Raw genomic sequence first — 18,570 nt, forward strand, 5'->3', positions numbered from 1 at the left:
TTTAATGAGGGAGGACGCGGCCGGTCCGCGCAGTGTGTTTACCGATTTCCGGCGTTCCGGCCGGCGTTCCGGCCGGCCGCGCTAGTCGTCCAGGTGGGTGGGGGCGAACATCTTCAGCAGGGTCTCGACGACGACCACGTTCGGGCCGTCCGCCGCAAACCCGGCCCTGAGCGCATCCCCGATGTCCTCGGGGGCAACCCGGACGGCCGGGACGCCGAAGGCCTCCGCCAGCTTGACGAAGTCAGGACGGGCGAGTTCGGTCGCGGTGGCCTTGCCGAAGGCGCCGACCATGTATTCACGCAGGATGCCGTAACCGCCGTCGTCCACAATCAGCCACGTGACCGGAACGTTGTGCTGCTTGGCGGTGGCCAGTTCGGAAATGGAGTACATCGCCGATCCGTCGCCGGAGACGGCCAACACCCTGGCAGACCCGCCGGGCTTGCCGGTGGTTTCCAGGCCAACAGCGCCGCCGATTGCCGCAGGAAAGCCGAAGCCGAGGCCGCCGGCGCCCTGGGCAGAGTGGAACTGGCCCTGGCGGGCATCCCAGCAGCTCCAAGCCCAGTACGCGGAGATGGTCATGTCCCAGAATGTCTGCATGGCGGCGGGGACGGCCTCGCGGATGTCCGCCATAAACTTCAGTTCCTTGCCGAGATCCTGGGATTCGAGGCGGGCAGTGACCTTCGCGAGGGTTTTTTTGACCAGATCTTCCGGCGAAGTGCCGTGCCAGTTGGTGCGATCGCCATATGGTTCCCGCAGGGCATCGAGGGCATCGTCGAGGGCGGCGAGCGCCTGGCCGGCGTCGGCCCGGATGCCCAGACCGGGACGGTTGGATTCGAGGACGCGAGGTTCGGCGTCGATCTGGATGATCCGGCCCCGCGGCGCAAAGGTGAAGTAGTTTGATGTGACTTCGCCGAGTGAGGAACCGATCACAATCAGCACGTCGGCGTCCTCAAGGAGCTCCGTCATGTACTGGTCCTCGATCCAGGACTGGAGTGAGAGTTCGTGGTTCCACGGGAACGCGCCGTTGCCGCCGGGCGTGCAAATCACCGGCGCCCGGAGCTTCTCCGCGATGGCGAGCAGCGACTTCTCGGCCCGGCCGCGGCGGGCTCCCCCGCCGGCGATGATGGCGGGACGTTCCGCCGACGCCAGCCATTTGACGGCTTCGCGGACCAGTTCGATCCGCGGCGGATTATCGGCGGCCTCGGCGAGTGCATCCTCCACCGGGGGCACCATAATCGGATCCAGCAGCACGTTCTGCGGAATCTCCAACCACACGGGGCCCTGCGGCGAGGAAATCGCCTCCGTCCAGGCATCCTGGATAGCCGAAGGGATGCCGGAGGCGTGCTGGATGAGGCGCTGGCTCTTGGTGACGTTGGCGGCCGAAGCCTTCTGGTCATCGAGTTGGTGCAGCATTCCCTTGCGGCGCGCACCGAGTCCTTCGAGCGGGATCTGGCTCGCGATGACCACCATGGGAACGCCGGTGGCATACGCTTCCTGCAGCCCGGCCAGGGACGTCAGCGCTCCCGGTCCGGTGGAGAGGAAAAGGACACCGACCTCGCCGGTGGCCCGGGAGTAGCCGTCCGCGGCAAAGGCGGAGTTGTTCTCCACCCGGGAGGAGACGAAGTGCAGGTTGCCCCGGCCCATCGCATCAAAAAGCCCCAGGGCGTGCTGCCCCGGAATCCCGAAGACCGTTTTGGCGCCGAGCGCTTCGAGCGTCTCGACAACGAGGTCCCCGCCATTGCGCACTCCGGTCACTGGGCGACCCCGCCCCCGACGCGGGCTGCGGCCGGAGTGGCGAAGCCGGCCGGACGGCGGGATTCCTGGCCGAGCGCCTGCGCAGCGTACCCGTTGGCCGCGCCGAAGCGGTCGCCCCCAACCGCGCTGTCCGCCATCAGGGTGACCAGTTCGTAGGCCACGTGGCTTGCGGCGACGCCGGTAATGTCCGCATGGTCGTACGCGGGGGCCACCTCCACAATGTCCGCCCCCACCAGGTTCATGCCGCGGAAGCCGCGGATGATTTCGAGCAGCTCGCGGCTGGTGATGCCGCCGGCTTCCGGGGTGCCGGTGCCGGGGGCGTGCGCGGGGTCGAGGACGTCGATGTCGACCGAGATGTAGAGCGGGCGGTTGCCGATCCGGTCACGCACCTTCGCTACTGTTTCGAGCACACCCTGGTAGTAGACGTCGGCGGAGGTCACAATGCCGAAGCCGAAGCGGTGGTCGTCGTCGAGGTCCTTTTTGCCGTACAGCGGGCCACGGGTGCCGATGTGGCTAATCGCCTCGGTGTCCAGGATGCCTTCCTCAACCGCCCGGCGGAACGGGGTGCCATGGGTGTATTCGGCACCGAAGTACGTGTCCCAGGTGTCCAGGTGCGCGTCAAAGTGCAGCATGGCGACGGGCTGGCCGGCGCGTTCGGCGGCGGCGCGCAGCAGCGGCAGCGCAATGGTGTGGTCCCCGCCGAGGGTCAGCAGCTTGCTGCCGGCGGCGGTCAGGTCCAGGGCATTCTGCTGGATTGTCTCGATCGCTTCATTGATATTAAAGGGGTTGACGGCCATATCGCCGGCGTCGGCCACCTGGATGTTCTCGAAGGGGCTGACATCCCAGGCCGGGTTGTACGGGCGCAGCAGCCGGCTGGCCTCGCGGATGTGGTTGGACCCGAAGCGGGCACCGGGGCGGTAGGAGACGCCCGAGTCGAAGGGCACGCCCACCACCGTAACGTCGGCCTTGGCGACCTGGTCCAGCCGCGGCAGGCGCGCATAGGTAGCGGCCCCCGCGTAACGGGGGATGCGGGATGAATCAATAGGGCCAAGGTTGCCATTGGCCTCGATGCGCAGCTCTTCCAAAAGAAAGCCTCTCCTTCGAGGATTGACCGACGGGTGTGATAGCCATCATACACTCGAAGTTGTCTCTTGAGCATCAAATGTTTACAAAAGGGCCATCCACGGCATCCCGACCGGCCCCCGGGCCGCACTACGCAGTGACCCGGGCCGGAACGCTAGCGGCTTGCGGCGGGGACCAGGACCCAGAGGACTTCGACGGCTTCGTCGGTCGGGTTGATCCACGTGTGCGGCTCACGGCCCGGGAAAGTCACCGTGTCGCCCGTGTGGAGTTCAAGTTCCTCGTTGGTGAGGATCAGCCGGATGCGCCCCTGCACCACATGCAGCACGTCAACGTCGCAGTCCACGGCATACAGTTCCGATTCACCGCGGCCGCGGGGCTCAATCACGGCCTGGATAATCTGCACCCGCCGTTCCGAGCGCGCGGTCAGCAGCCGCTCCACAATCCCGTCACCGCCGAGCGAGATCCTCGGTCCTTCGTCCTTCTTGGTGTGATGGGTTTCCGGGGCGGCAAACAGCTCGCCGATCGAGATGGAAAGCACTTGGCACAGCGTCACAAGCGATGCTACCGAGGGCGAAGTGAGGTCGCGTTCGACCCGGCTGAGGAATCCCTTGGTCAGCCCGGTGGCGTCGGCGACCTGCTCGATCGTGAGCCGCTGCGACTGCCGCGCGGCGCGGATCCGGGAACCGATGGCAACCGGAACATTGCTCGGTTCAACTGGCAAAGCTTTCATTTTTTGGAACCTTTCACGGCCGGCCGCTCGGCCCCATCGTTTGAGCAATACTAGCGGGACGGCCTCCCCGGCTGGCCAGATCCGGCCCTGACGCGGAATGCGTCTTGACTGTTACCAGCATCACAACATAGGGTTTGGCAACAAGTGTTGCCTATTGGGCAAAAAACCGCACCGGCTGCGGTGGTGTTGCCCGGTCCGGGACACCTTCACCGGCAACTAGTGACCGTACCCATCAGGAAGCAGCTGGATCCCGTGCGAGCCGCAATCGCGCCGACGGGTTTCAGCCCAGCTCAGAACAGCTCAAGGAGCCCTTTATGGACGCAAGTCTCGTCAACATCGCCATCGTGGTGGTGTACCTGGTCGCCATGCTGGCGTTCGGATGGTGGGGTAAATCCCGCACCAAAAACAACAGCGACTTCCTGGTGGCCGGCCGCCGCCTCGGCCCGTTCCTCTACACCGGGACCATGGCTGCCGTCGTTCTCGGTGGCGCCTCAACCGTCGGCGGTGTGGGTCTCGGCTACAAGTTCGGCATCTCCGGGATGTGGCTCGTGGTCGCGATCGGCGCCGGCGTGCTGCTCCTGAGCCTGCTCTTCGCCAGCACCATCCAGAAGCTCAAGATCTACACGGTTTCCCAGATGCTGAGCCTGCGGTACGGCAGCCACGCCACCCAGACCTCGGGCATCGTAATGCTCGCCTACACGCTGATGCTGTGCGCAACGTCCACCGGCGCCTACGCCACAATTTTTGTTGTGCTCTTCGGCTGGGACCGCGCACTCGCCGTCGCCATCGGCGGCGCAATCGTCCTGGTCTACTCGACGATCGGCGGGATGTGGTCCATCACCCTGGCCGACCAGGTTCAGTTTGTCATCAAAACAGTCGGTATCTTCTTGCTGATGCTGCCGCTGACCCTCAATGCCGCCGGCGGCTTCGAAGGGATCCGCAGCCGCGTGGACGCCAGCTTCTTCCAGATCGACGGCATCGGCATCCAGACGATCATCACCTACTTCGTCGTCTATACCCTGGGCCTGCTGATCGGCCAGGACATCTGGCAGCGGGTGTTCACCGCCAAAACGCCCACGGTCGCACGATGGGGCGGCGCGACGGCCGGAATCTACTGCATTCTCTACGGTGCCGCCGGCGCCCTGATCGGCCTGGGTGCGCGCGTTGCCTTGCCGAATATCGACGTCAAGGCCCTCGGCAAGGATGTTGTCTACGCCGAAGTTGCCACTAACCTGCTTCCGGTCGGCATTGGCGGCCTGGTGCTCGCCGCGGCCGTCGCCGCGATGATGTCCACCGCCTCCGGCGCCCTGATCGCCGCCGCCACAGTGGCCCGGGCCGACGTCGTACCGTTTGTCGCCGGCTGGTTCGGCAAAACCATCAACACCGATGACACCGAGAACCCCGAGCACGACGTCCGGGCCAACCGCATGTGGGTCCTGGGCCTCGGCATCGTCGCGATCGTCATCGCCATCGTCACCAAGGACGTCGTCGCGGCGCTCACCATCGCCTATGACATCCTCGTCGGCGGACTCCTTGTTGCCATCCTCGGCGGACTCGTCTGGAAGCGCGGCACCGGCATTGCCGCGGCTGCCTCCATGGCGGTGGGCTCCGTCATCACACTCGGCACCATGATCGTGCTGGAAATCAATGCCGAAGTCCCGCTGGACGGGATCTACGCCAACGAACCGATCTACTACGGCCTGGTGGCCTCCGCGGTGGTCTACATCGCGGTGTCCCTCCTGACCAAACCGACGGATCCCGCGGTCATGGCCAACTGGCACCGCAGGGTCGCCGGCGATGCCGCCGTGGAAGAAAAAGTACCGGCCGTCGCGCACTGAGGTCCTGAGAGCGAGTTAACGTTCGACGGCGGCGCTCCCGTCCGGGGGCGCCGCCGTCGATCGTTGCGGCCGGTGGGAGTCTTCAGTCCTCGTCCCCGGGTTCGAGGAATTCCTCCCGGTCCAGGGGCAGCACAGGCTTGTTGTCGGCCAGGAAGTCCTCTTTGTCGAGCGGAACGAGCCGATCCGCCTCTTCCAGGAGCTCGTCCTCTTCGGTCTCCGTGGCATCGCTGACCGGCGCGTCCTGGGCATAGTCGTAAGCAGGATCGGACTCAAGGGAATCCCGAGCCGGCTGGACTGAATCTGAGCCGATGTTGTCCATGAGGCACCCTCCGTGCGATGGGGTGGCGGCAACGGCACCGCCGGGCCGCCCTGGGTCTCATTCGAACACCACGAACGCGGGCGGTCAAGGGCTCCCATCGAGGCGGCCCGCCGCCCCTGCGAAGGGCACCGCAGCGACTGCGGTTTTACGGTTTACCGAAACTCCTTTCTGAGGATTACCAGCCAAAAATCCGCGGAAATTCGGGGTACGCTGGTTACGCAACGGGGCCGAACCATGCCCTTCAAGCCCAGGAGCTTCCGTGTCTCAACACGCCACATCTGACCAGTTCAACCCGGAACCCCACCGCCTGAAACCCGGCCAGGGGACCGTTCCGGAGGCGTCCGCGGCGACCCCGAGTGCTGCGGACATCAAGCGGTGGCGGCAGTACCTAGCCGACGAGCGGGCCGAAGCCGCCGTCTACCGCGATCTGGCCCAGAACCGCAGCGGCGAAGAGCGTGAGATCCTCCTCGCCCTGGCCGAAGCCGAAGGACGCCACGAGGCCCACTGGCTCCAGCTGCTCGGCGGGAGCGCCGGTCGCGCCCGCTCCGCGTCGCTCCGGAGCCAGTTCCTGGGCTTTTTAGCCCGCCACTTTGGCTCGGTGTTTGTCCTGGCACTTGCCCAGCGGGCCGAAAGCCGTTCCCCGTATGCCACCGATCCCTCCGCCACACCGGCGATGGTCGCCGACGAACAGATCCACGAGGAAGTGGTTCGCGGCCTGGCCACCCGGGGCCGCAACCGGCTGGCGGGAACGTTCCGGGCGGCCGTTTTTGGCGCCAACGACGGGCTGGTCAGCAACCTTTCCCTGGTAATGGGCATGGCGGCCTCCGGTGTGGCCAGTTCAGTAGTCCTGCTCAGCGGCGTCGCGGGCCTGCTGGCCGGGGCGCTCTCCATGGGCGCCGGCGAGTACATTTCCGTCCGCTCCCAGCGCGAACTGCTGGCTGCAACCCGCCCCACCCAGATCACCCTGGCCGCTGCACCCTCGCTGGACATCGAACACAATGAGCTTGTGCTGGTCTACCTGGCGCGAGGCATGTCGCGGGAGGCCGCCGAACACCGCGTGGCCGAGCGGATGGGCCTGCTGGACTGCGATTGCGATCCCAGCCTCTCGCTGCAGCCGGAAATTCCGGAAGCCCTCGACGAGCACGAAGCGGTGGGCACCGCCTGGGGCGCCGCGGCGTCGAGCTTCTGCTTCTTCGCATCCGGCGCGATCGTGCCGATCCTGCCCTTCGTCCTGGGTATGACCGGCGCCGCGGCGCTGGCTGTCTCCGCTGCCCTTGTGGGCCTGGCGCTGCTGTTCACCGGCGGGGTCGTGGGCCTGCTCTCGGGCACCTCCCCCTCCTCCCGCGGCCTCCGTCAGCTTGCCATCGGAATGGGTGCCGCAGGCGTGACCTATCTGCTGGGCCTGGCCTTCGGCGCCGTGGTTGCCTAGTGGCCGGTCCTGATTTCCGGGACCGGACACCGCGGCACAGCAGCGCCGGGACCATCCGGCGGATTGTCGGCCGCCTCGCCACCGTCGCCTTGATTGCGGGGGCCGCGTTCCTGGCAGTGGGCTTGATCTACGCTGATCCGCGTTTTACCGGACTTTTCGATGCCGGTCGCGGAGCCGGGCCGGGCACCGCGGTGGAGGGCCAGCCGGGGCGGCCTGCGTCCGCTGCGACAGTCCGGACGGACACTCCCCCGGCCGGATTCGAAGAGCACGACCAGCCGCTGGGCCACCCGCAGAAGCCGGCCGTGGCCAGTAGTTCATTCAAGTTCCTGGCCACGAACGAGGACGGCACCCCGGTGGGGTATTCGCCGTGCCGGCCGCTGCATTTTGTGGTCAACGCGGCACTCGCTCCCGACGGCGCCGACCAGCTCGTCGAGGACGCGATCAGAACAGTGTCCCGCGCGACCGGCATCGAGTTCGTCGACGACGGACCAACCACTGAGGCTCCCGCCCAGTCCCGAATCCCTTATCAGCCAACCGCTTACGGGGAACGCTGGGCGCCGCTGCTGATCGTGTGGACCACCCCCGACCAGGCTCCGCAACTGAAGGGCCCCGTGATCGGCACCGGAGGCAGCACCCACTTCAGCTTCGGCGACGGACCCAAAAGCTTCGTCACCGGCAGCCTGGAACTCGACGCCCCCCAGATCGGAGCGGACCTCGGCCGGCAGGACGGAGCCGCATATGCCACGGCGGTCATCCTGCACGAACTCGGACACGTGATGGGGTTGGAGCACGTGGACGACCCCGCGCAGCTTATGTACCCCGAGATCGGAACCCCCGACGGCCTGGCCGCCGGCGACTTGAACGGCCTCTTCGAACTCGGCAACGCGCCGTGCCGCAAGGACCTCTGAGCCGCTAGCCGTCCAGGACGGCGAGCGCCTCCTCTACGGTATCGACCAGGAGGATCCGCCGCTCCATCCGGCGGCCGGCGGCGAGGCTTTGCAGCAGGGGCCACGCCGGGTAGCGCCGCACCCAGTGCTCGCGCCCTACCAGTACCATCGGCGTGATGGTTCCGGAAGTGCCGTAGTAGTTCTCGCAGGCATCCTGGAAGATCTCCTGTATGGTGCCGCCGGAGCCTGGCAGGAAAACGATGCCGGCGTTGCAGAGCTCCAACAGAATGGCCTCGCGGATGGAGTTCGCGAAGTACTTGGCGATATGCGTGGCGAAGAAGTTGGGCGGCTCGTGTCCGTAGAACCAGGTGGGGATTCCCAGCGACGGTGTACCCGCCGGATGGCGTTCGACGACGGCGGCAGCGGAGCGTGCCCACGCCGAGACGGAAGGCCGGAATCCCGGCACGGCGGCAAGATCCCCCAGGGCCTGCCGGAAGTCCCGTTCCGGAGCCCCGCTCAGGTATGCACCGAAGTTGACGGCCTCCATGGCACCGGGCCCGCCGCCGGTGGCGACCATCCGGCCCTCCGTGGCCAGCAGCCTCCCCAGCCGCGCGGCCGTTTCAAAGTCGGGGGACGCGCGGCTGGCCGTGTGTCCGCCCATCACGCCCACCACGGTCCGGCCTGCACAGAGATCGGAGCGGGTCAGCTCATCGAGGGCATCGCCGATCGAGTGGTCGTGCAGCGCCGCGGCCAGGGTTGAGTCCAGCCGGTGACGCTGTCCCGGCCGGATGCTCCATTGGTAGACGAGTGCATCCGGGGTGTCCTCATAGCGGGAGTCGGAGATCCCGGCGTAGAGCTCATGCGGGGTGTACAGCTGCCCCCGGTAAGGGTTAAACGGAACCGCGTCGAGTTTCGGGAAAATCAAGGCACCGCGGCTGCGAAGCCAATCCTCCATGCCCTCGTCGAAGGTACATCCGAGGAAAATTCCGCCTTGTGCGTGCATGGCCTGGAGCTGAGCCCGCCGGCCCCGCAGGTCCAGTGACTGGGCATGCCAGCCTTGGATGGACCGTGCCCCGGCAGCGACCAGGGCGTCGAAAGTGTCCAGGCTTTCGACCTCCAGTGTGCGCGGGCTGGGGTGCAGGCTGCGGGCTGCGTTCATGGTGCCAGCCTAGACTGCGACGTCCGCTCCGCCACGGCAGCTTGCGGGAGCGCCAACACGAAGGTGCCCCCGCCGAAACCGGCGGAGGCACCTTCGTGTTGGGTACTGGTCCGGTCAAGAAACCTGGAGGCCGCCGTTGATGTCATAGGTGGCGGCCGTTATGAAGCCCGAGTCCTGCCCCAGCAGGAAAGCGATCAGGGCCGCTACGTCCTCCCGGGTGCCCACCCGGCCCACCATGATGCCCTCGGACATCTGGGCCTTGCGCTCATCGCTCAGCGCGCCGCCCATGATGTCAGTATCGATCGGGCCGGGTGCAATCGCGTTCACTGTAACGCCGAATTCGCCCACTTCGCGGGCCAGGGCCCTGGTGAACCCGATGATGCCGGCCTTGGACGCACTGTAGGCGACCTTGGAATAGGTGCCGCCGCCTCGCTGGGCAGAGATGGAGGAGATACTTACAATCCGCCCGAGCTTGCGCTCGATCATTCCCTTAAGCACCCGCTGCGAGACGATGAAGGTACCCCGCATGTTGATCGCAAATACCTTGTCCCACTCCTCGACGCTCGTTTCCATAAAGGGCGTCGGGGAGCTGATGCCCGCGAGATTGGCCAGAGCCACAATCGGCGGAAGGGAATCTTCGATCTCGGTGATGGCCCGGTCCACGGACGCCGCATCTGACACATCCGCCCCGACGCCCATGGCCTTGACTGCACGGTTGGAGCCAATTTCCGCAGCGGCGGCCTTGGCGTCTTCGGCATTGATGTCCAGAATGGCGATGGACCATCCTTCGCTCGCCATCCGGTCCGCGGCGGCGCGGCCTATACCGCGGACCGACGCAGCGCCGGTCAGGACAACTGTGCGTTCGGAGGGGAAAGTGGTTGCGCTCATGGTGTGTTTCCTTCGGGATTTCGGGATCAGGAGATCTTGGCGGCGACCGCGGACTCAGTGGTCACTTCGCCGGCAGCGCCAACTGCGGGATCCAGTGCTGCATCGCCTTCGGGGCGCTTGCGGGCATAGAGGTAGGTTGCCACGGCGGTGATGCACAGGCAGAGGGACAGGAACAGCAATCCGCTTTGGTTGCTGCCCGTGGCGTCGTTTAGGAGTCCGACGGCGTATGGGGCAACGAACCCGCCCAGGTTGCCCAGTGAGTTGATCATGGCCAAACCGGCGGCAGCAGCCGCCCCCGTCAGGGCAGCAGAGGGCATGGACAAGAAGGGCGCGATGGCGCCGTAAATGCCCATAGCCGAGGCAGTCAGTCCGATCATGGCCAGGATCGGGTTGACGGGCAGGAGGTATCCTGCGGCCAGCAGGCCCATGCCGGCCAGCACCATACTGACGGCTGTGTGCCAGGCGCGCTTGCCGGTCCGGTCCGCACGCTTGCTCCAGAAGTAGACGAAGACGGCGGCCACGGTGTACGGGATGCAGACGATGAAGCCGATCTGGGGCGTGGAGAACTTGCCGAGGGCAGCGACGATGGTGGGCATCCACAGGCCCAGTCCATAGATTCCGCAGACCAGCCCGAAGTAGAGCCCCGAGTAGATCAGGGTGCGCTTGTCCTTGAGGCCGGCCAGGAAGTTGTGGTTGCCGGAGCCGGATTTGACGGCCAGTTCGGCTTCCATCGTGCTCGCAAGCCATTCACGCTCGTCGGTGTTGAGCCATTTGGCATCCCGCGGACGGTCCGTCATAAGGATGGGGGTGAGCAGCCCCAGCATAATTGCCGGGATGCCTTCGATGATGTAAAGCCACTGCCATCCCTGGAGGCCCATAACGCCGTCCATCTGCAGGAGCAGCCCGGAGACGGGAGCGCCCAGGGCATTGGAAACCGGCTGGGCCAGAATGAAGATGCCGAGCACCGTCACCCGCTGTGCGGCCGGGAACCAAAGGGTCAGGTAGAAGAGGATTGCCGGGAAGAAGCCAGCCTCGGCCGCCCCCAGCAGGAACCGAATGACGTAGTAAGTGGTCTCACCGTTCACCAGGCACATGGCCGTGGCGAAAATGCCCCAGGTGATAAGGATGCGGGCCAGCCACTTGCGTGCGCCAAACCGGTACATGCCTGCGTTGCTCGGGATCTCAAGCAGCGCGTAGCCGAGGAAGAAAATGCCGGCGCCCAGCCCGTACGCGGCTGCGTTCAGGCCGATGTCCTCGCTCATGGTGAGTTTCGCGAAGCCGACGTTGTTGCGGTCAAGGTAGGCAACGAAGTAGAGCAGGACGATCAGCGGCATAACGCGGCGGCGGACCTTGCGGAGCGTGCGCTCGCCAAGCTCGCCGAATCCGGCGGACTTGAGGGAGAGTGAAGTCATCATCGACCTTCTGTCTAGCGGGTCCCGCACCTGCGGTGGTGGGATTCCGTGGGGATGGTGGGGCCCAGTCCTGGTGCAATGACCCGGAAAGAGCAAGATCAGATGTCAGACATCTGATTGGAGAGCATGAGGAAGAGCATAGAAGAGTGACACAGCTTACGTCAAGCCCCCGCCAGGCAGCCGCCGTTCGGTCAGGAAACCGCGCTTTTCACGTAGCGCTCGTAGTCCCGGTAGGTCTGGTCCATGTGTTCGTCCATGCTGCGGCGGGCCAGTTCGGCGTCGCCGCTAAGGATGCCCGCCATGACCTTTTGGTGGTGCTCAATGGCATGCAGCTGAATCTCCTCGACGGCTGACGTTTCGCGCCGCTTCAGGTAGAGGAGCTGGCCCAGCTGGGCGAACAGCGCCAAGACAAAAGGATTGCCCGAGGCCTTCAGCACAACATCATGGAAGCCGATGTCCGCCGCCACAAAGGCGTCCAGGTCGCCGGAATCGTGAAAGCGTTTCATATCCGCGATGCAGTCGCGCATCTGTTTGGCATGCTCGGGAGTGTGGCGTGCCGCCGCCAGCGCGGCGGCCCCGGTTTCCACCATGCGGCGCATCTCGATCAGGCCCGCACCCACCTGCTCCGCCCCGTTGCCGTGCGAGGCGGCCTTGAAGATTGCGTCCAGCCCGGTCCAGTTGTCGGACGGATTGACGAAGGTTCCGCGGCCGGCTTTTACGTAGAGGATGTTCTGCGCGCGCAGGGCCTTCAGCGCTTCGCGCACCGTGAGGCGGCTGACGTCGTAGGACTTGGCGATGTCGGCTTCGGGCGGAATGGCTTCGTGGGGCTGAAGTTTGCCGTCAAGGATGTCGGCGAGCAGGCCGTCGACGAGGTCGTCAACGAGTGTCCTGCGGCCCATCGCGGTTCCCACCTTTAGTCTTGCCGTTTGCTCCCCGTGCCATCAACCTTACAGACGCCGCCGGGCGCCGCGGGTCCCGGCGTCCGACGGCGCGGCAGCTAGCTGCGCCGCCTTGGCCTCAGGAAACCCCGGCATTGCCGGCTTGGCGCTGCCCGGAGGACAGGTAGTCGTCCAGCTTGGCGAGGGTCTGCTCGATATTAGCCGGGTGCCGGCGCAGGTAGCCGGCCAGCCGCAGGAGAATCCTGGCGCGCACCTCCCGTGCGTCCCATTGTTCGGTAACGCGGGTTCCCGGACGCCCGGCGGCATCCGTCGCGGGCTCCAGCAGGTAACGCCAGATGTGGCCCCCAAAGTGCCGCCACGCGATCTGCCGGCCCTCCTCGAATTCGCACACCGTGTTCAGGATCTTGTAGTCCAGTTTGATGTTCATCTCCATCCCGAACTTCGCACCAAGCGCGAGCCGCTCGGGGCCGCGGGGCTGGGCCCCCTTGACGGTGCCTGAGCCGTCGATCACGCTGTGCAGCGCGGGTGTGGCCAGCACTTCGAAGATGGCTTCAGGAGTGGCAGCGATGAACCGGCTGCGGGACACGAGATATCTGTTGGTCATCCGGCAATCCTAGTCCCGGCAGGTCCGCTTGAAGAATGAACCAGGCCCAACCAGCATCGCTGCGGACGGGACCGCAGCGGCGCTGGCGGACCCGCTGCGCCCGAGGCGTTGGCGCAGGGACGGCCGGAGACCCCTAAACTTCCGCGTCCGACGGGCACGTTAGGCCCGCTGCAGCTCGACGCCCGCGGCGCCCGGGCGTCCGACGCCGGCTGCCGGACCGCCGTCGGACCGGCCCGCGCGGCTGTTCCGCTTAGCCCCGGCCGCGGCACATGCCATCACACCGAGGCCCAGCAGTGTGATTCCGGCGCCGGCCCAGATGGGTGACGTGTAGCCCAGTCCGGCGGTGATGGTCACGCCACCGAGCCAGGCCCCGAGTGCGTTGCCAACATTGAAGGCGCCGATGTTGGCGCCGGACGCCAGGGTGGGAGCCGTCCTCGCGTACTTCATCACGCGCATCTGCAGCCCGGGAACGGTGGCGAAGCCGAAGCCGCCGAGCAGGACCATGGAGACGATGGTCATCGGCTGGCTGGCGGAGGTGAGGGCGAAGGCCACAAGGACCAGCACCAGTGCCGAGAGAGCCACCAGCAGGGTGCGGTCCACGTTCTTGTCGGCCGCCTTCCCGCCGAGGGTGTTGCCAATGAAGAGCCCGACGCCGAAGAGGATAAGCAGCCACGGGACGGTGGTGGCGGTGAAGCCGGTGACCTCGGTGAGCGTAAAGGCGATGTAGGTGAAGGCGCCGAACATTCCGCCGTAGCCGAGGATGGTGACGAAGATGGAGAGCCAGACCTGGCCGGAGCGGAAGGCCCGGAGTTCGCCGCGGAGTCCGCCGGGGGCGGCGTCCCCGGACCCTGCCGCGGGGACGAGCGTCAGAATGCCTACGAGGGAAATGATGCCGATGACCGTGATCGCCCAGAAGGTGGAGCGCCAGCCGGTGGCCTGTCCCAGCATGGTGCCGAACGGCACGCCGAGGACGTTGGCTGCGGTCAGGCCGGTGAACATGATGGCGATGGCTCCGGCCTTCCTGTTGGGCGCGACCATGCTCGCGGCGACCACGGCGCCGATGCCGAAGAACGCGCCGTGTGACAGCGCGGCGATGATCCGGCCGATCATCATGGTCCAGTAGTCGGGTGCAAGCGCCGAGACGAGATTGCCGGCAATGAACAACACCATCAAAACGGCCAGGACCGGCTTGCGCTCGAACCGCGTCACGGCGGCGGTGAGGACCAGCGCCCCAACGACGACGGCGAGGGCGTAGCCTGAGATCAGCCAGCCCGCGGTGGCCTCGCTGACCTGGAAGTCCGCCGCCACTTGCGGCAGCAGTCCCATGATGACGAACTCGGTGAGTCCGATCCCGAACCCGCCGAGGGCGAGTGCAATCAGGCCAATTGGCATGGCGTGCTCCTTCAAAACTGTACGGAAAGAATATGCGGGGCGTAAGCTATTAGTTGCAGACGCGCTATTTATTGTTGCACAAGCATTTATAGCGCGCAAGCAACTAAATGGTATGCCGCCCGCGCTCCGAGACTTTTCGGGGCCAGGCCAGCAGATGTAAAGGGGAAGAATGATGGGCATCAAGGACGGCGCCGTCGAGGTCCGGGCACAAGGCTGGCGGACCCTGGCGGCCCTGCACGGACTGATTGAGGCGGAGCTGGAACGGTCCCTCCAGTCGGTGGCGGGCCTCTCCGTTATCGAGTACACCGTGCTGGAAGCTCTCAGCCGGCAGGACGGCTGGCACATGAGAATGCAGCAACTGGCCCGCGCCAGCGCGCTGAGCGCCAGCGCCACCACACGTCTGGTCAACCGGCTGGAGGATCGGGGCCTGCTGACTCGGATCCTGTGCGCGGATGACCGCCGGGGAATCTACACCGAGCTCACCCCAAGTGGCATCACGCTGCTCGAGGAAGCCCGGCCAAGCCATGACGAGACGTTGGAGCGGGCCCTGGCCGACGCCCAACAAGTGCCGGAGCTGGCCCCCCTGGTTCAGGCGCTGCCAACGCTGCATGCAGCCACCTAGGGCCCCGCGGGCCCCGGAGGCGGCCAAGCTCACACCCCGCGGCCCTGCCGGGCGGGGTCAGGCGAAGGTGCCGGCCACGAATCGTCGGCTGGCTACCTGGCGGCCAGCCGCTTGAAGTGATGCTCAAGGTCTTCCAGGCTCTTGTCCTTGGTCTCTGGAATGTACTTCGCGGCGAAGGCGATAGCGCCGACGCCCAGCACGGCAAAAACGAAGAAGGTGTTCCCGAGCCCGATCGCGGCAAGGAGTTGCGGGAAGCCAAAACTCACCAGGAAGTTCACGCTCCACAGGACAAAGACCGAGGCGCCCATGCCCAGGCCCCGGATCTTCAGGGGGAAGATCTCGGAAAGCATCAGCCAGGTGACCGGCGAGATCGAGCCCTGCTGGAAGGCCAGGAACGTCACGGTCAGGGCGAGGACCACGAAGCCGCGGGTGGTGCCTTCGGGCAGGACCAGCGAACAGAAACCGATCAGCAGCAGCGCCGCCGTTGTGCCGAGCTGGCCCGTGATGAGCATCCTGCGCCGCCCCACCTTGCCCAGCAGCCAGATCCCCACGAAGGTTGCCACAACGGAGATCACTCCGTTGGCAATGTTCGCCGTCAAAGCGGCCTCCCGGCCAAAGCCGGATTGGGCGAGGATCTGGGTGCCGTAATACATAATCGAATTCACGCCAGTAATCTGCTGGATGACAGCGAGCCCGAGGCCCACCACAAAGATGCGCCGAAGCCACGGGACACCGAGATCCTTCCAGGAAACCACCGTGGACTTGTAGTCCTCCACGGCCATGGCTTTGACTTCCTCGAACTCTGCCCTGGCCTCGGACTGGGAGCGGAACCGCTGCAGCACACTCAGCGTTTCGCCAAAGCTGCCCATCGAGGCCAGCCAGCGGGGGCTTTCGGGCATAAAGCTCATGCCGATCCAAAGACCGATCGCCGGCAGCGTAGCGATCACGAGCATCCAGCGCCAGATCCCGCCGGATTCGCCGAAGCTGACGCCGAGGTAGGCGTTGAAGATGAAAGCCAGCAGCTGCCCGGTGACAATCATCAGTTCATTCCGGGTGACGACCCGCCCGCGCTGGTTGCTCGGTGAGACTTCGGCGAGGTACACCGGCACGGTGACGGAGGCGCCGCCGACGGCAAGCCCGAGAACAAACCGGGCCAGGATCATCACCTCGGTGTTCGGGGCGAAGGTACAGGCCAGGGTGCCGATCAGGAAGATGACGGCCAGCGCCATGATCATCTTGCGACGTCCGTTGCGGTCCGCCAGGCGCCCGCCAAAGAGGGCGCCGAAGGCGGCCCCAACGAGCAGCGAGGAAGTCACCAGCCCCTCGGTGAGCGGAGTGAGGCCCAGGTCCTCCTGCATATAAGGCAGGGCACCGTTGATGACGCCCGTGTCATAGCCGAAGAGCAATCCGCCAAGGGTGGAAATGACGGTGGCGGTACGGAGTGCCCGCCGGTGTTTGACCTGGTGTGGCCGTGTTGTTGCCGTCATTCGCGCACCTTCCCGCAGACGCCCAAATTCCAACCATTTTACGCGATGGCACTGCTGTTCAATCTCGGCGGCGGGCCCTTGCGGCAGCCGTCCGCCAGGCGTAGCGTTAGCAACCTATAGATTGATCAACGAAATAGTTGATTACCAGTGACTCCAGGCCGAAGCGCGTTCAAAACACAAATTATCGACGGAAGGTGGTGCATCACGTGGATAACGACGACGACGGCATGCTTGACGGAGCCTTCCTGGCGCTGGCCGACCCCGTCCGACGCAGCATCATCGCCCGGCTCAGCCGCGGCCCGGCCACCGTGAACGAATTGGCGGAACCCTTTGCGATCACCAAGCAAGCGGTTTCCAAACACATCCAGGTGCTCGAACAGGCCCAGCTGGTCACGCGCAGCCGTGACGCCCAGCGCCGGCCCGTGCATCTGAACCCCGCACGGCTGGAGGTGCTCACCGCATGGATCGACCAGTACCGGCTGGTCCGCGAGGGGCAGTTTCGCGGTCTTGACGCCGTGCTTAAAACCCGCGCCGCACCGAGCGGCACACAGGCAAAGGACGCATCATGAGGAACGCATTGACTCTGACAGTCCCCGACGGGCTGCCCTTCATCGACTTTGGGCGCGACTTCGACTTTCCCGTCTCCGAGGTCTTCCGGGCGCACCAGGACCCCGAACTCGTCGCCCGGTGGCTCGGGCCGCGGCGGGTAAGCATGAGCATTGACCACTATGACTTCAGGACCGGCGGCAGTTACCGCTACACCCACACGGCGCCGGACGGCAGTGCGTACGGCTTCAGCGGCGTCTTCCACACCGTCCGGGAGAACGACTTCGCCATCCAAACCTTCGAATTCGACGGCTACCCGGACGTGGTGAGCATTGAATTCCTCAGCTTTGAAGACCTTGGCGGCGGCCGCACCCGGCTCAGCGGCCACGCGGTCTATCCCAGCCTGGAGGCGCGCGACGGCATGGCGAAGTCCGGGATGGAGGGTGGTATGTCCGAAGGCTATGAACGCCTCGAAGAGGTTCTGGCCGGAGACCTCGGATAAGGCACAACTCAAACAACCAACGCGGGGCCACCTCCGCCCCCGTCCCAGCGAGTGGGACGGGCCGTCGGTGACCCCGCGTTGTGGTGGTGCTTGGTGGTGCTTGGCCCCTAGAGGGTCGCGAGGACTTCGCGCAGGAGCTTGGCGGTCTCGGACGGCGTCTTGCCGACCTTGACCCCCGCAGCCTCGAGGGCTTCCTGCTTGGCCTGGGCGGTGCCCGCGGAGCCCGAGACGATGGCGCCGGCGTGGCCCATGGTCTTGCCTTCCGGGGCGGTGAAGCCGGCCACGTAGCCAACAACCGGCTTGGTGACGTGTGCCTTGATGTAATCGGCGGCGCGCTCTTCGGCGTCGCCGCCGATTTCGCCGATCATCACGATCGCCTTGGTCTCCGGGTCGGCTTCGAAGGCTTCGAGTGCATCGATGTGGGTGGTGCCGATGACCGGGTCGCCGCCAATGCCGATGGCGGTGGAGAAGCCCAGGTCACGCAGTTCGTACATCATCTGGTACGTCAGGGTACCCGACTTGGAGACGAGGCCGATGGGGCCCTTGCCAGTGATGTTGGCCGGGGTGATGCCGACGAGGGCCTCGCCCGGGGTGATGATGCCGGGGCAGTTCGGTCCGATGATGCGGGTGACCTGCTTGCCGTTGGCGTCCACCTTGGACTGGGCCAGTGCCCAGAACTCGGCGGAGTCCTGGACCGGCACGCCTTCGGTGATAACAACGACCAGGCCGATCCCGGCCTCGATGGCTTCAACAACGGCGTCCTTGGTGAACGCCGGGGGCACGAAGACGATGGAAACGTCGGCGCCGGTCTCGGCCATGGCTTCCTTGACCGTGCCAAAAACGGTGATCTCGGTGTCGCCGTGGACGACAGTGGTGCCGGCCTTGCGGGCATTAACACCGCCGACCACATTGGTGCCGGCCTTGAGCATCAGGGCGGTGTGCTTGGTGCCTTCGCCGCCGGTGATGCCCTGGACGATGACCTTGGAGTCCTTATTCAGATAAATAGACATAGTCGAGT

Annotated in this window: 18 protein-coding genes; 6 read left to right on the forward strand and 12 right to left on the reverse strand. The window is 65.7% G+C overall.

Going from position 1 to position 18,570, the window contains the following annotated elements; all coding sequences use genetic code 11:
- Positions 1-81: 81 nt before the first annotated feature.
- The 3 genes from ABIB49_RS08060 to ABIB49_RS08070 all read right to left on the reverse strand — a co-directional run bounded on the left by ABIB49_RS08060 (position 82) and on the right by ABIB49_RS08070 (position 3,568).
- Complete coding sequence (locus tag ABIB49_RS08060; RefSeq protein ID WP_354156912.1) at positions 82-1,755, reverse strand: thiamine pyrophosphate-binding protein; 1,674 nt, start codon at positions 1,753-1,755, stop codon at positions 82-84.
- Positions 1,752-2,840, reverse strand: coding sequence for an agmatinase (gene speB / locus ABIB49_RS08065; protein ID WP_226776423.1), 1,089 nt, complete (start codon positions 2,838-2,840; stop codon positions 1,752-1,754). The genes ABIB49_RS08060 and speB overlap by 4 nt, the downstream gene beginning before the upstream one ends.
- 152 nt (positions 2,841-2,992) lie before the next feature.
- Positions 2,993-3,568 (reverse strand): helix-turn-helix domain-containing protein, encoded by a 576-nt coding sequence (locus ABIB49_RS08070; protein WP_354156913.1) that lies wholly within the window; start codon positions 3,566-3,568, stop codon positions 2,993-2,995.
- 314 nt (positions 3,569-3,882) lie between these two features.
- On the opposite strand from ABIB49_RS08070, the gene ABIB49_RS08075 reads away from it, so the two are divergent.
- Positions 3,883-5,406: a sodium:solute symporter family protein gene (locus ABIB49_RS08075; protein ID WP_354156914.1), complete on the forward strand. Its 1,524-nt coding sequence runs from the start codon at positions 3,883-3,885 to the stop codon at positions 5,404-5,406.
- Between the two features lie 82 nt (positions 5,407-5,488).
- On the opposite strand, the gene ABIB49_RS08080 is transcribed toward ABIB49_RS08075, so the two are convergent.
- Positions 5,489-5,725 (reverse strand): hypothetical protein, encoded by a 237-nt coding sequence (locus tag ABIB49_RS08080; RefSeq protein WP_354156915.1) that lies wholly within the window; start codon positions 5,723-5,725, stop codon positions 5,489-5,491.
- 307 nt (positions 5,726-6,032) lie between these two features.
- On the opposite strand from ABIB49_RS08080, the gene ABIB49_RS08085 reads away from it, so the two are divergent.
- Together ABIB49_RS08085 and ABIB49_RS08090 are read left to right on the forward strand one after the other, a co-directional pair.
- Positions 6,033-7,154 carry a VIT1/CCC1 transporter family protein gene (locus ABIB49_RS08085; RefSeq protein WP_354156944.1) on the forward strand — a complete coding sequence of 374 codons (1,122 nt, stop codon included), beginning with the start codon at positions 6,033-6,035 and terminating at the stop codon, positions 7,152-7,154.
- A complete protein-coding gene (locus tag ABIB49_RS08090; protein WP_354156916.1) occupies positions 7,154-8,062 on the forward strand; it encodes a matrixin family metalloprotease in 909 nt (302 codons plus the stop codon). The genes ABIB49_RS08085 and ABIB49_RS08090 overlap by 1 nt, the downstream gene beginning before the upstream one ends.
- Positions 8,063-8,066: 4 nt before the next feature.
- Here the strand turns inward: ABIB49_RS08090 and ABIB49_RS08095 are convergent, their stop codons facing one another.
- From ABIB49_RS08095 to ABIB49_RS08120, 6 genes are all read right to left on the reverse strand, one after another.
- Positions 8,067-9,200: an LOG family protein gene (locus ABIB49_RS08095; protein WP_354156917.1), complete on the reverse strand. Its 1,134-nt coding sequence runs from the start codon at positions 9,198-9,200 to the stop codon at positions 8,067-8,069.
- Positions 9,201-9,314: 114 nt separating this feature from the next.
- Positions 9,315-10,088 (reverse strand): SDR family NAD(P)-dependent oxidoreductase, encoded by a 774-nt coding sequence (locus ABIB49_RS08100; RefSeq protein ID WP_226776417.1) that lies wholly within the window; start codon positions 10,086-10,088, stop codon positions 9,315-9,317.
- 26 nt (positions 10,089-10,114) lie between these two features.
- Positions 10,115-11,503 carry an MFS transporter gene (locus tag ABIB49_RS08105; protein WP_502913777.1) on the reverse strand — a complete coding sequence of 463 codons (1,389 nt, stop codon included), beginning with the start codon at positions 11,501-11,503 and terminating at the stop codon, positions 10,115-10,117.
- A gap of 188 nt (positions 11,504-11,691) precedes the next feature.
- Positions 11,692-12,399, reverse strand: a complete 708-nt coding sequence (locus ABIB49_RS08110; RefSeq protein ID WP_282360097.1) for a FadR/GntR family transcriptional regulator — start codon at positions 12,397-12,399, stop codon at positions 11,692-11,694.
- A gap of 118 nt (positions 12,400-12,517) precedes the next feature.
- The gene (locus tag ABIB49_RS08115) at positions 12,518-13,003 is read right to left on the reverse strand and encodes an SRPBCC family protein (RefSeq protein WP_226776415.1); all 486 of its coding nucleotides are present in this window, start codon (positions 13,001-13,003) and stop codon (positions 12,518-12,520) included.
- Positions 13,004-13,162: 159 nt separating this feature from the next.
- Positions 13,163-14,395: an MFS transporter gene (locus ABIB49_RS08120; protein WP_282360096.1), complete on the reverse strand. Its 1,233-nt coding sequence runs from the start codon at positions 14,393-14,395 to the stop codon at positions 13,163-13,165.
- Positions 14,396-14,567: 172 nt separating this feature from the next.
- Here ABIB49_RS08120 and ABIB49_RS08125 point away from each other — a divergent pair, with 172 nt between their 5' ends.
- Positions 14,568-15,017 (forward strand): MarR family winged helix-turn-helix transcriptional regulator, encoded by a 450-nt coding sequence (locus ABIB49_RS08125; RefSeq protein ID WP_226776462.1) that lies wholly within the window; start codon positions 14,568-14,570, stop codon positions 15,015-15,017.
- Positions 15,018-15,109: 92 nt separating this feature from the next.
- Here the strand turns inward: ABIB49_RS08125 and ABIB49_RS08130 are convergent, their stop codons facing one another.
- Positions 15,110-16,504, reverse strand: coding sequence for a sugar porter family MFS transporter (locus ABIB49_RS08130; protein ID WP_354156918.1), 1,395 nt, complete (start codon positions 16,502-16,504; stop codon positions 15,110-15,112).
- A gap of 227 nt (positions 16,505-16,731) precedes the next feature.
- Between ABIB49_RS08130 and ABIB49_RS08135 the strand changes: the two genes are divergently transcribed.
- Both ABIB49_RS08135 and ABIB49_RS08140 read left to right on the forward strand, forming a co-directional pair.
- Positions 16,732-17,073, forward strand: a complete 342-nt coding sequence (locus ABIB49_RS08135) for an ArsR/SmtB family transcription factor (RefSeq protein ID WP_354156946.1) — start codon at positions 16,732-16,734, stop codon at positions 17,071-17,073.
- The gene (locus tag ABIB49_RS08140) at positions 17,070-17,552 is read left to right on the forward strand and encodes an SRPBCC family protein (protein WP_354156919.1); all 483 of its coding nucleotides are present in this window, start codon (positions 17,070-17,072) and stop codon (positions 17,550-17,552) included. Before ABIB49_RS08135 ends, ABIB49_RS08140 begins: the two co-directional genes overlap by 4 nt.
- A 107-nt stretch (positions 17,553-17,659) precedes the next feature.
- Here the strand turns inward: ABIB49_RS08140 and sucD are convergent, their stop codons facing one another.
- Positions 17,660-18,562 (reverse strand): succinate--CoA ligase subunit alpha, encoded by a 903-nt coding sequence (gene sucD / locus ABIB49_RS08145; protein ID WP_226776411.1) that lies wholly within the window; start codon positions 18,560-18,562, stop codon positions 17,660-17,662.
- Between the last annotated feature and the right edge of the window lie 8 nt (positions 18,563-18,570).

The sequence above is a fragment of the Arthrobacter sp. UYCu512 genome (genome assembly GCF_040547075.1).
Taxonomy (GTDB): Bacteria; Actinomycetota; Actinomycetes; order Actinomycetales; family Micrococcaceae; genus Arthrobacter.